The organism is Zoogloea sp. JDB1, from assembly GCF_056724025.1.
Genome location: NZ_CM161496.1, coordinates 3,959,415 through 3,971,770 on the forward strand (window position 1 = coordinate 3,959,415; position 12,356 = coordinate 3,971,770).

At 67.7% G+C, this 12,356-nt stretch carries 11 protein-coding genes; 5 read left to right on the top strand and 6 right to left on the bottom strand.

What is annotated here, in order from left to right; translation table 11 throughout:
* Positions 1-61 precede the first annotated feature (61 nt).
* Both AC1PPK_RS17905 and ssuD read right to left on the bottom strand, forming a co-directional pair.
* Positions 62-910 (bottom strand): amidohydrolase family protein, encoded by an 849-nt coding sequence (locus tag AC1PPK_RS17905; protein WP_481114367.1) that lies wholly within the window; start codon positions 908-910, stop codon positions 62-64.
* Between the two features lie 158 nt (positions 911-1,068).
* Complete coding sequence (gene ssuD, locus AC1PPK_RS17910; RefSeq protein WP_481114368.1) at positions 1,069-2,223, bottom strand: FMNH2-dependent alkanesulfonate monooxygenase; 1,155 nt, start codon at positions 2,221-2,223, stop codon at positions 1,069-1,071.
* Positions 2,224-2,482: 259 nt separating this feature from the next.
* Between ssuD and AC1PPK_RS17915 the strand changes: the two genes are divergently transcribed.
* From AC1PPK_RS17915 to AC1PPK_RS17930, 4 genes are read left to right on the top strand one after another with little or no spacing between them, the layout of a single operon-like run.
* Positions 2,483-3,439, top strand: a complete 957-nt coding sequence (locus tag AC1PPK_RS17915) for a sulfonate ABC transporter substrate-binding protein (protein ID WP_481114369.1) — start codon at positions 2,483-2,485, stop codon at positions 3,437-3,439.
* A gap of 25 nt (positions 3,440-3,464) precedes the next feature.
* Positions 3,465-4,250, top strand: a complete 786-nt coding sequence (ssuC, locus tag AC1PPK_RS17920) for an aliphatic sulfonate ABC transporter permease SsuC (protein WP_481114370.1) — start codon at positions 3,465-3,467, stop codon at positions 4,248-4,250.
* Between the two features lie 9 nt (positions 4,251-4,259).
* A complete protein-coding gene (locus AC1PPK_RS17925) occupies positions 4,260-5,099 on the top strand; it encodes an ATP-binding cassette domain-containing protein (protein WP_481114371.1) in 840 nt (279 codons plus the stop codon).
* Positions 5,099-5,863 (top strand): GntR family transcriptional regulator, encoded by a 765-nt coding sequence (locus AC1PPK_RS17930; RefSeq protein ID WP_481114372.1) that lies wholly within the window; start codon positions 5,099-5,101, stop codon positions 5,861-5,863. The genes AC1PPK_RS17925 and AC1PPK_RS17930 overlap by 1 nt, the downstream gene beginning before the upstream one ends.
* Here the strand turns inward: AC1PPK_RS17930 and AC1PPK_RS17935 are convergent.
* Genes AC1PPK_RS17935 through AC1PPK_RS17945 form a run of 3 tightly spaced genes read right to left on the bottom strand, consistent with a single transcriptional unit; the run spans position 5,860 to position 11,058 of the window.
* Positions 5,860-8,625 (bottom strand): Hsp70 family protein, encoded by a 2,766-nt coding sequence (locus tag AC1PPK_RS17935; protein ID WP_481114373.1) that lies wholly within the window; start codon positions 8,623-8,625, stop codon positions 5,860-5,862. The two genes, AC1PPK_RS17930 and AC1PPK_RS17935, sit on opposite strands and share 4 nt — an antisense overlap.
* A gap of 10 nt (positions 8,626-8,635) precedes the next feature.
* A complete protein-coding gene (locus AC1PPK_RS17940; RefSeq protein WP_481114374.1) occupies positions 8,636-10,480 on the bottom strand; it encodes an Hsp70 family protein in 1,845 nt (614 codons plus the stop codon).
* Positions 10,477-11,058 carry a DUF2760 domain-containing protein gene (locus tag AC1PPK_RS17945; RefSeq protein WP_481114375.1) on the bottom strand — a complete coding sequence of 194 codons (582 nt, stop codon included), beginning with the start codon at positions 11,056-11,058 and terminating at the stop codon, positions 10,477-10,479. Before AC1PPK_RS17945 ends, AC1PPK_RS17940 begins: the two co-directional genes overlap by 4 nt.
* Before the next feature lie 154 nt (positions 11,059-11,212).
* Here AC1PPK_RS17945 and AC1PPK_RS17950 point away from each other — a divergent pair, with 154 nt between their 5' ends.
* The gene (locus AC1PPK_RS17950) at positions 11,213-11,638 is read left to right on the top strand and encodes a cupin domain-containing protein (RefSeq protein WP_481114376.1); all 426 of its coding nucleotides are present in this window, start codon (positions 11,213-11,215) and stop codon (positions 11,636-11,638) included.
* On the opposite strand, the gene AC1PPK_RS17955 is transcribed toward AC1PPK_RS17950, so the two are convergent.
* Entirely contained in the window at positions 11,599-12,345 is a 747-nt protein-coding gene (locus AC1PPK_RS17955) for an NAD(P)H-dependent oxidoreductase (protein WP_481114377.1), read from the bottom strand. The two genes, AC1PPK_RS17950 and AC1PPK_RS17955, sit on opposite strands and share 40 nt — an antisense overlap.
* Positions 12,346-12,356 lie beyond the last annotated feature (11 nt).

The window sequence follows — 12,356 nt, forward strand, 5'->3', positions numbered from 1 at the left end:
CGCTCAGGCTCCCTGGGCTCGACAACTGCACCGCCTCCGCAGCTGTCGGGCTCGCCGTCCGCTACAGACCGAGCAAGCGCGCGGCGTTGTCGTGGAGCAGCTTGGGCAGCACCTCTTCGCGCCAACCAAGGGCCAGAAAGTCGTCCACGGTCTGCCGCATCGCGCGGAACGGATAGGAGGTCGCAAACAGGAACTGGTCCTGCAGTACCCCGTTGGCGGCTTCCACATAACGCCGGCCACCGGGTGCGAACAGATACATGTCCGGCACCAGATAGACGTTCTCGTAGCGGAAGGCCACGCCGACAATCTCATCGGCGCGTGGATAGAAGCCGTGATAGCAGACGATGGGCAATTGCGGGAAAGCCCGGGCGACACGCCCCACCGCGGCCGGATCATTGAAGTCCAGATCCGGCGTGGTCGGGCCGCTCATCAGGCACACCGGCACGCCGAGGCTCTGGCACGCCTCATACAAGGGGAAATACAGGCGGTCGTCCGGCAGCAGGGCCGGGGCACCGAAGCCGGGCTCGATATTGACGGCCTTCTGGCCGAGGATGTTCACCGCCCGCTCTACCTCCCGGATGGCCGCCTCGACGCCCGTGGTTTGCGGGTCCACCGACGCCAGGCCGATCAGCTCGGGATGAGGCGCGGTCAATTCATGGATGCGGTCGTTGGAGATCCGGAGCCCCGGCGTATCCCGCGCGACCACCACCGCGCGGTGAATCCCGCTTTCGCGGACCTCCGCCACGTAACCGTCCACCGTGAGGGAGCGGACGAAATGGTCATCCTGCGTCGAGCCCGTGCGACGATTCAGCCATTTTGCCGATTCGAAACTGGCCGTACCCGGCGTGGCGCCATAAAAATCGTCCAGCAGGGCCGGACGACTACGGAAATCAATGATCTTCTGGGTCATGGTTCGATAGTTAAGCAGACGAGCATACGCATCGGCCGGCACGCTTTCGAACAGGCAAGGGCCTGTCCCACGCGAGGCTGAATGCGCTGATACAGGGTTGCGTCGACGAGCCGGTACTCACCAGCGGCGTCGACGAGCGATACGTGAGCGTGTGTGCTTCAGGCTGCGCGGGCGTTCTCCGGCGTGGCGGCAGGCCGCCGGCTGATGCCTTCGAACGGTCCGCCGGTCACCGCCTCCGCGGCCTGTGCCAGATGGGCCTTGCCCGGCAACAGCGGGAAAACGAGTTCGGCGAAGCGATAGGCCTCTTCCAGATGCGGATAGCCCGACAGCACGAAGCTCTCGATCCCGAGATCCGCATATTCGAGCAGGCGCGCCGCTACGGTCTGCGGATCGCCCACCAGGGCCGTACCGGCGCCACCGCGCACCAGCCCGACGCCGGCCCACAGGTTGGGGCTCACCTCGAGCTTGTCCCGGTTGCCGCCGTGCAGGGCCGTCATCCGCTGCTGGCCGACGGAGTCATAGGCCGCGTAGTCCTTCAGGCTGGCCGCGATGGTCTCGTCGTCCACATGGCTGATCAGCTGCTCTGCCGCCGCCCAGGCCTCCTCGTTGGTTTCACGCACGATCACGTGCAAACGCACACCGAACTTGACCGTCCGGCCGTGCTTGGCCGCCTTGGCGCGGACGTCGGCGATCTTCTCGGCCACCGCCGCAGGCGGTTCGCCCCAGCTCAGGTAGGCATCGACATGCTTGCCGGCCAGCTCGTGGGCGGCCGGCGAGGAGCCGCCGAAATACACGGGCGGAGTGGGTTTCTGGATCGGCAGGAATTTCTGGCGGGCGTTCTCGACCTTGTGGTACTTGCCTTCGAAATCCACGGTTTCGCCCGACAGCAGTTTGCGCCAGATGGTGAGGAATTCATCGGCCTCCTCGTAGCGCTGGTCGTGATCGAGAAAGATGCCGTCGCCGGCCAGCTCGGCTGCGTTGCCGCCGGCAACCACGTTGATCATCAGACGGCCATTGGTCGCCCGATCCAGGCTGGCGGCAATCCGGGCGGTGGTGGTCGGCAGGGCCGCAGCGGTCCGCACGGCGACCAGGAATTTCAGGCGCTCGGTCAGTGGCGCCAGCGTGGCTGCCGTGATCCACGGATCTTCGCAGCCGCTGCCGACCGGAATCAGGATGCCGTCGTAGCCGAGGTTGTCGGCCGCGACCGCCACCTGCTGCAGATATTTGTGGGTCACCGGGCGGGCACCCTTTGTCGTGCCCAGATAGCGTGTGTCGCCGCCCGAAGGCAGGAACCAGAGAAAGTCGAGGCTCAAGGTCGTACTCCAGGAAATAGGTCGTTGTCGGTGCTGCGCAGTGCCGCCAAGTTATCCGCAGCCCTATTTCCGGGGAACCAATTTATTTTAATTAGCTTAGTCAGAACCGGATATAACAGGTTCTGACACGTCACAACTAAATCTAATAAGCTAATTCGGAAAAATTGGTTCGGATGCAATGAGGCCGTCCCGATAATGGATGAAAGCCGAATCGCCATTGCCGGTGATTCTTCAATTGATTCATTTCGAGGACCGCCCGATGAACCGTTTCAAATCCGCCCGTCGTCACGCTCTGGGTCTCCTTCTGGGCCTGGGCCTGCTGCCCGCCTTCCATGGCGCACAAGCCGCCGAACCCGAGGTGCTGCGTCTCGGCTACCAGAAATACGGCACCCTTGTGCTGCTCAAGGCCCAGGGCTCCCTGGAAAAGCGCCTGGCCCCGCTGGGCGTTTCCGTGAAATGGGTCGAGTTCCCCTCCGGGCCGGCCCTGCTCGAAGCCCTGAATGTCGGCGCCATCGATTTCGGCCAGGCCGGAGAAACACCGCCTATCTTTGCGCAAGCTGCCGGCGCCAATCTCGTCTATGTGGGTAACGAGCCTCCCGAACCCGCCGGCGAAGCCATCGTGGTGACGAAGGATTCCCCGCTCAAGACCGTCGCCGAACTGAAGGGCAAGAAAATTGCGCTCAACAAGGGCTCCAATGTCCATTACCTGCTGGTCAGGGTGCTGGAAAAAGCCGGGCTGCAATACAAGGACGTGGAAACCATCTTTCTGCCCCCGGCCGATGCCCGTGCCGCCTTCGAGCGCGGCAGTGTCGATGCGTGGGTGATCTGGGACCCCTTCCTCGCCGCCGCCGAAAAGCAGATCGGTGCGCGGGTACTGGCCGACGGCAAGGGTGCGGTGAACAACCACGCCTTCTTCCTGGCTTCCCGCCCCTATGCCGAAAAGCACGGCCCGATCCTCACCGCGCTGCTGGACGAACTGGCCAAGAGCGACCAGTGGGCCAGCCAGAACCGCAAGGAAGTCGCCCGCCAGATCGCCCCCCTGCTCGGCCTGGACGTGGCCACCACCGAACTCGCCGTCAATCGCCAGAACTTCGGCGTCAAGCCGATCAGCGACACGGTCGCCGCCGAACAGCAGCGCATTGCCGATACCTTCCATCAGCTGAAGCTGATTCCCAAGCCCGTCCTGGTGAAGGACGCACTGCTGCCCAAGCGCTGAGGCGCACGCCCGCGGACCGACGATCATGAGCACGCACACCGAAAGCCGGCTCTTCAGCCGCGCCGCGCCCTGGCTTCTGCCCGTCCTGCTGCTCGCCGCCTGGCAGACGGCGAGCAGCCAGGGCTGGCTATCCACCCGCATCCTGCCCGCACCGTGGGATGTGTTGAAGGCCTTCGTCACGCTGTCGGAGTCGGGGGAGCTGTGGAACCACATGCGGATCAGCACCTTGCGGGCCCTGTCCGGATTTGCGCTGGGCGGCGGCCTGGGCTTGCTGCTCGGGCTGCTCACCGGCAGCCTGCGTAGCGCCGAAACGCTGCTCGACTCCACATTGCAGATGATCCGCAACATTCCGCCGCTGGCATTGATCCCGCTGGTGATCCTGTGGTTCGGCATCGACGAGGCTGCCAAGCTGTTCCTGGTTTCCCTGGGCGTGTTCTTCCCGATCTACACCAACACCTTCCACGGCATCCACTCGGTGGACAAGGGGCTCATCGAGATGGGGCGCAGCTACGGTCTGTCCCGCTGGCAGCTGTATCGGGAAGTCATCCTGCCCGGCGCCCTCCCGTCGATCCTGGTCGGCGTGCGCTTTTCCCTCGGCTTCATGTGGGTGATCCTGATCGTCGCCGAAACCATCTCGGCCCAGTCCGGTATCGGCTACATGACCATGAATGCCCGCGAGTTCCTGCAGACCGACGTGGTGCTGGTCGGCATCCTGCTATACGCCCTGCTCGGCAAGCTCGCCGACATGCTCGCCCGCGGACTGGAACGCACCAGCCTGCGCTGGCATCCCCGCTATCAGACCCAACACTGAATGAGCGCCATGACCTATCAAGCCCCAACCCTTCCCGCCCTGAAGGCAGTCGCCCCGCAAGGCGGACAGTCCGTCACCATCCGCGGCCTGGAAAAGACCTATGGCGAGCGCAAGGTGTTGCAGCGCCTCGATCTGGGTATCGAGGCCGGCGAGTTCGTGGCCATCGTCGGCCGCAGCGGCTGCGGCAAGAGCACGCTGCTGCGCATCCTCTCCGGCCTGGAATCGCCCACCGCCGGCAGCGTAAGCCTGGACGACGACAAGGCCAATGCCCATGGCGACGTGCGCTTCATGTTCCAGGAGCCCCGGCTGCTGCCGTGGAAATCCGTCATCGCCAACGTGGCCCTCGGGCTCGACAGGCATGCCCGCCCCCAGGCGGAAGAGGCCCTGCGCCACGTCGGCCTTGGAGAACGTGCCGGCGACTGGCCGTCCTCCTTGTCCGGCGGCCAGAAACAGCGGGTGGCGCTGGCCCGCGCCCTGGTCCATGAACCCTCGCTGCTCCTGCTCGACGAGCCCCTCGGGGCCCTCGACGCATTGACGCGCATCGAGATGCAACGCCTCATCGAATCCCTGTGGCAACGCCAGCGCTTTACCGCCGTGCTGGTCACCCACGACGTGGCCGAAGCCGTGGCGCTGGCCGACCGGGTCATCCTGCTCGAGGACGGCCGGGTCGCCCTGGACGAACGGATCGACCTGCCACGCCCGCGCCACCGGGGCGACCCGGCCTTCGCGGCACAGGAGGAAAGGATCCTCGAGCGGGTACTCGGTTCGGAGACGTTTCAACAGGATGCCACCAGCGGCCGCGAAAGCGCGGCCGAGGCCCCCAAACGCCACCTGAGCAGGGTTGCCTGATGAACGGATCCGCACTGAATCCCCGCACACCGCTCGCGCCGCCCGTCCCCCTCTACGAGCAGGTTCGCGAAAGCGTCCGCGGCAACATCCTCAACGGCACGCTGCAGCACCACGCCCGCATTCCGTCCGAAAAGGAGCTGATGACCCTCTTCGGCGTAAGCCGGATCACCGTCCGCCAGGCCCTGGGCGACCTGGAACGGGACGGCATGATCTTCCGCATTCCCGGCAAGGGCTCCTACGTCGCCAAGCCCGAGGAGAAGGCGACCCAGGAATTGGCCCGCCTGCAGGGCTTCGCCGAAGCCATGGCGGAACAAGGCTACTCCGCGCGCAACCGGGTCGTGGGCCTGACCAACCTACCGGCCGACGCACGCATTGCCGATCGCCTGCGCATCCCCGTCGGCGCCCCCGTCACCGAGATCCGCCGCGTGCGCTATCTGGACGACAAGCCGATCTCCTTCGACATCACCTACGTCAAGGAAGAGCTCGGCCGCAGCTTGGCCCGTGAGGACCTCGCCGGCCGGGACCTGTTCCTGATTCTGGAAAAGGACTACGGCCTCCCCCTCGGCCATGCGGAGCAGTCCATCCAGGCGCTGGTCGCCGACGACACGCTGGCGGCCTATCTGGACGTACAAACCGGTTCGCCGGTCCTCCACATCGAGCGGCTGGCGTTCACGCGGGACGGAACGCCTGTCGAATTCGACTATGTGTATTACCGCGGCGACGCCTTCCGCTACCGGCTCCGCATCGACCGGGAACGGCGCTAGATCAGGCGCAGCCCCGCCGGCAAGGCCTCGCCGAAGCTGAGGCGGCTTTCGGCCTCGTCCAGCCGGACGACTTCCCGCAGCATCGTGATCCAGCCCTGCGGTGCGCGGATCGCGGTGAGGCGGCGGATCACCTCTTCGCGCAGCTCATCGGGCAGATCCCGACTGCGGTCGCCGGTCAGGCGGGCGATCTGCGCGGCCGCAAAACCGGCCTGCGGCAGCGCCTTCCAGTCGAGGGCCAGCACGGCCGCCAGCCACTCGGCGCCAATCTCGGGGGGGACCACCTGGTGCGCGCTGCCGTACAGCGACGCGCGAGCGCCGACGCGGCCGAGCGCCCAGCACGCCTGCGCCCTTTCGGCCGGACGCTGCAGACGCTCCATGAGCCACTTGCCGACCTCGATGCGGTGCATCACCGGCACCCCCTCCAGCACCGCCGCCAGACGCACCATATCCTCATAGCTGGCCTGCAGCGGCGCACGGGCACGCCCCTCGGCGGCGGGCTCCAGATGGCCGGCCAGCACCTCCAGCACCTGCAATTGCGCAGCCTCGGGCAGTCCGCCCGCCACGCGGCGCCACAGAGTCCACCAGGCGCTCCAGTTGCGGCCCTCGTTCACGTACTGGATACCCTCGCCGAACAGCGCCCACAGCCGCTCGATACGCCACTCGTCGAGGGCCGCGCCGAGCCCCGGGCGCAGGCAGTAGCCCGCCAGGTTCAGCCACACCCGCTCGTGCTCCGCAGAACGGCGCCGGCGCCGGGCACGCTCGACGAGGGCGTCGAAGAGAGGGCGCAGCAGCGCCGTGTCCCATTCATCCCGCGGGCCGAGCAACCGTTCGAGGCGGATACGCAGCTGGCGCCCCCCTCTCGGGTCGGCATCCTTGCCCTGGCTACCGAAGACCGCGTCGATGAGCGCGATGGCCTCGGCGAGACCTGGAGCAGCCGGCGGAGGGACTTCGGTGGCCTCGCCGCGCAACGCAAAGTCCAGCTTCCAGCGTGGGCGGTCCTCGCCGGTGCCGACACAGTTCATCTCCAGAGTGCCAACCTCTGTCATCGTGGCGGCCAGGCTCACGACCACGCTGCTCTGGCGACTGCCCTGCGACGCGGGCAGCAGCGCGGCAACGGGGGGCAGGTGAATGAAATCCGCCTGGTCCGGATCGACCAGATCGCCGGCCTGCCAGGGACTGTCGCCGCTGGTGGAGACAAGGTGGAAACGCACCGGCCGGCCCAGTTGCAGCGCAAAACGGCGGTCCGGCAATACAACTTCGCGGCCGGATTCCGTACCCCGCGGCAGCACGCAGATCGCGCTCCGCCGCCCGTCCTCCTCCAGCACCAGGAAATAGCTGCGTGCCGAACCGCCACCGATGGCCGGTCCCAGGCCGGTGCGCGCCTCTCGCACCAGAGCGAAGGCGACGGCACCGCGCGCCACTGCCACATCGGGGGCGTCGTTGTGCAGTACACGCGGCGCACTGCCGCGCCAGGCGGTGAGCACGTCCACCAGCCGTCGGCTCAGCGCGTCCGCGCGGAACACGCCACCATTGAGCAATACGGTATCCGGCACCGGGAGCTCACCAGCGGGCAGCGCATCCGGCCCCAGGGCCGCTCGTGCCGCACTCGCATGGCGCTGCAGGAAGGCCGCGAGATGACGGGTGATCGCCGGATCGGCTGGATATGGCAGGCCGAATTCGACGATCGCCGCCCGGCGCCGCTGCGGCGTTTCGTCGGAGCCGCCGACGGGCAGAAAGCCATCGACGACCAGCGCCTCGACCTCCGCGCGGGTCAGCACGACGGAGCGCGCTGCGCCGATCAGCCGGGAGCCCTCGCCGAGCAGGGTCACACTGAGTTGCTCCGGCCCGTCGGCCGCCAGCAATTGTTCCTTGGCTGTCCGGCAGCGCTGCACCAGCTGCGCAAAGCGCGCCGCCGACAGGCGCTCGGTGCCTCCCAGGCGACGCTCGGCAAGATGAGCGAGGGCCAGGTCCATGTTGTCGCCGCCGAGCATCAGATGGTCGCCGACGCCGATGCGGGTCAGCCGCGGCACGCCGCCCTCCCCGCTCTGCCCAACCTCCACCTGGACCAGGGTGAGGTCGGTAGTGCCGCCGCCTACGTCGCAGACCAGCACCAGGCGCGACCCGGCGAGTTCACTGGCGAGTTGCTCCCGGTGACGGAACAACCAGTCATGAAAGGCTGCCTGGGGCTCTTCGACAAGCCGTAGCTGCGGCAGGCCGGCCAGCCGCGCGGCCTCAACGGTAAAGGCGCGGGCACCTTCGTCGAAGGATGCCGGCACCGTGAGCACGATGTCCTGGGCCGCCAGCGGGGCATCCGGAAAACGCGCATCCCAGGCGGCGCGCACATGGGCGAGATAGCTGGCGCTGGCGGCCACCGGGGACACACGCGGCACATCATCGCCGGCCCCCCACGGCAGGATGGGCGCACTGCGGTCGACGCCCGCGTGGGACAGCCAGCTCTTGGCACTGGCCACCAGGCGCCCCGGCACCTGGGCGCCCAGATCGCGGGCATAACTGCCGATGATCGCCGGCAGGCCCTCATCCCCGTCCGGCGCCACCTGCCATGGCAGGCTCAGCGAAGCCGTATCCAGCTCGCCGGGCGCCGGGTGGTAGCGCAGCGAGGGCAGCAGCGGCCGGGCCGCAACCTCGCCGCGGCCGACGAACTGCTCGATGGCCAGCAACTCGATGCGGGTCTCGCCCGGCGCCGCGTAGGCAACGACCGTATTGCTGGTACCGAGGTCGATACCGACGGTGTAGCGGCTCACGGCCTCCCGCTCAGACGCCACCTTCACCGCGCACGTCGAACTGCACTTTCCAGCGCTCATGGCCACCGACTGGCAACGCCTCGAGCTCCAGCGTGCCGGTTTCGGTGATGCGGGCATGCAGTTTCACCCGCACGACCTCGCCGGGCACGCGGCCTTCGGCGGGCAGCGTGGCCTCGATCTCCTCCAGCTCCTGCAATTCGTCCGCTGCCCAAAAGTCCAGCGTGCTGCCGACCTGGTCCTGGCGTCGCACGGAGGAACCGAAGAAGCGGAAGCGCACCGGCTCGCCGACGACCAGGCCGAACTCCTGCTCCGGCAGCGCCGCGTCGGTGCCCTCCTCCATGCCGAAGGGGGCCAGGCACAAGGCCTGTACCGGCGGCTCCATGCCGGGGATTGCCGGCATCGCCGACTCCACCGCCACGTAATAGGCCCGCGCCGTGCCGCCGCGGATACGCACGCCACGCCCGCGCCGGACATAGCCGTAATAGGCGGCACCGCGCGCCACGGCCAGATCGAGGTCGGCCCCGCCGAGCAGGCGGGCGGGCGCCGCGCCTTCCGCAGCCAGCCAGCCGTTGAGGATGTCCAGCACGCGGTCGGCGATGAGCCCGGACTTGAGCACACCACCATTGAAGAGCACCGCGGTCGGGTGCAGGAAGCTCGCGTTGGCCGTCGGCGCATCGGCGAAACCTTCCAGCTCGGCCGTCGCGTCGAGCTGGCGGCCGAGGAAGGCGGCCAGATGGCGCGTGATCGCCGCATCCTGCGCATAGGGCAGGCCCAGCTGGGTCAGCGCGCCACGGGCCCGCGTCTGCGGCCGGTCGGTGGCCGCAACCTGCGGGAAGAAGCCGTTGATCAGGCTGGCCGTCAGTTCGTCACGGGTGAGCTCGGTGCGGATCGAACCGCCAATCAGCCTCGAACCGCGGCTCGGCACGACGATGGGCACGCTTGCCACCGTGGAGTCGGACAGCAGCGTCTCCTTTGCCCCGCGGCAGGCATGAGCCAGCGCCCGCGTCTGCCAGGGGTCGAGCTGGGAGCCCTGGGCGGCAAGCTTGCGTGCGACGCCGTAGGCCAGCGCCAGGTCCATGTTGTCGCCGCCGAGCAGGATGTGCTCGCCCACCGCCACCCGGTGCAGTTCCAGGTTGCCTTCGTGCTCCAGCACGGCGATCAGCGACAGGTCGGTGGTGCCACCGCCCACGTCCACCACCAGGATCAGGTCGCCCTTGCGCACTTCCTTGCGCCATTGCCCGCCGCTCTTCTGAATCCAGCTGTAGAGCGCGGCCTGCGGCTCCTCGAGGAGCGTCATCGGGCCATAGCCTGCTGCCTGCGCCGCCTCGGCAGTGAGCTCGCGGGCCGCCGGGTCGAAAGACGCCGGGATCGTGACAGTCACATCCTGCTCGGCGAAGGGCGCCTCCGGATGGGCCAGGTTCCAGGCGTCGCGCAGATGGGACAGGTAGCGGATCGAGGCGGTGAGCGGCGAAATGCGCGGCACGTCGGCGGAGGCCTCGGCCGGCAGGATCGCCGCCCGGCGGTCCACGCCCGCGTGGCACAGCCAGCTCTTCGCGCTCGACACCAGACGGATCGGCGTGGCGGCGCCGCGGCTGCGCGCAAACTCACCAACCGCGAAGTCCTGGCTGCGCGACCACGGCAGATGGAGATCGCCGTCGGCGAGTTCGTCGGCGTGGGGCAGATAGAGGAAGGACGGCAGCAGCGGGCGTTCATCCACCGTGCCCGGACCGCTGAGCTGCGGAATCGCCAGCACCTGCTGCACGGCCTTCTCGCCGTCACTGGCCTCAATGTCCACGTAGGACAGCGCACAGTGGGTCGTGCCCAGATCGATGCCGATCGTGTAGCGGGCGCTCACAGCTCCACCTCTGCCTGGGCGATGATGGACGTATCGTGGCCGTCGGCCAGGCTGGGCAGGCGGCTCTCGGTGACCCGCCAGCCCCGGTGGCTGAGGCTGCCGGTGAAGGGAGGACGGCCCGCGACATTGCCGGTCAGGCGCACCGCAGCGGCATCGAAGCCTTCGGCCAGCGTGATGCGGCTGCCCTCGCTCTCCTTGCGCACCGGCTCGACCCGGAAGTGCTCGTTCAACACCTTGCGGCAGCCTTCATGCACGACCCGCGCGGCGGCACCGATATCGGCATCGGAATACGCGGCGATATCCTCCTGCACAAAGTCGATGAGGCGCGCATCCCGCTGCAGCAGGCCCAGGAGCTGCTGTGCCGCCTCGTGAGGGGCACGTTGCAGCACCGCGGGGGCCACCGGCGCGGCGGGCGCAACCGGAGCTACGGGAGCAACAGGCGCCGGCTGCGGGGCATGACCATGGCCATCCCGCAGGCCGACGATCCGTGCGGCGAATTCGGGATCGGTCAGTATCGACAGGAAGCTGCCGCAGGCCAGCGCGATGCGACGCGGGAAGGAAAGCGGGGTTTGAGACATGGGAGCACCAGACGGTTGATTTTGTCGCGTCGCAATATAACTCACTCGGGGCCGACGAACGATTCTTCCTCAGCGCCTGGCGCTTCCGCCCCGGTTTGGCTAGCTTTACAGCAGCACCATGCTTTGGCCGTGGTGCGTCCGCAAGGAGTCCGGCATGTCACCCACACGTCCCTCCCCGACCGTCGTCGCGGTGCGCCCCGACAGCGAAGTCCTCACCAGCCAGCGGCTACCCTATTTTGTAGGTATTTCCGGCGCCACGGCCGGCAGTGGCGGCCTGTCCATGCATCTGGTGGTGATTCCGCCGGGCGGCATGTCGGCGCCCCACCTGCACCGCGGCCACGAGACGGCGATCTACGTCCTCGCCGGGCGCGTCGAGACACGCTACGGCCCAGGGCTGCGCGACAGCGTGATCAGCTGCGCCGGCGACTTCCTGTTCATTCCGCCGGACGTGCCCCATCAGGCCATCAACCTCAGCAAGGATGAACCGGCCCGCGCAATCGTCGCCCGCAACGATCCGGCCGAGCAGGACAAGGTCGAGCCTTACGACCCGGCAGAAGCGGCCCCGGCAGAAGCGCCTTGATGGGCCACGGCGAGGGGCCTCAGCCGATCGTCGTAATCCGCGAGGCTCGGAAACTGTAGCGGCACGTCGCTTTCAATTGAGCAGAGGCGGGCCTTCCAGTCGTCCATGATCCCGTTGCGCGCCTCGTCGCTGATGTAGGGAATATGCCAGCCGACGAAGGGCGGCAGCACCTGCAGCCCCGCGTAGCCCAGCGTGCCCTGCAGCAGATGGCGCAGCATGCCGTCCAGCGGGCCGTGGATGCCTTCTGCCCCGAACATGTGTTCCTGGCCGCCCAGCGTGAGGCCGACGAGGGCACGGCGGCCGACCAGCCCGCCGCGGTCGTACACACGCTTGCCGCCATAGACCTGGCCCGACACGAAGACCCGGTCGATCCAGCCCTTCAGCATGGCCGGCGTCGAGAACCAGAAGACCGGGAAGACCAGCACCAGCAAGTCGCACCACAGCAGCTTGTCAAGCTCGGCCTGAATGTCCGCGCTGAGGGTGCCGTTGCCGGCGCCGTGGCGTTGTTCGAGGGCATAGACGCAGTACTCCGGGTTGGCGCGCGCGCCAAAGTCCGCCGCCGAGGCCACCGGCTGGAAGCCCATCGCGTACAGGTCTGACACCTGCACCTCGTGGCCCTGGCGCTGGAATTCCTTGACGGCCGTCGACTTCATCGCCGTGCAGAAGGACTTCGGCTCGGGGTGGGCGTGAACGATGAACACTTTCATGAACGGGCTCC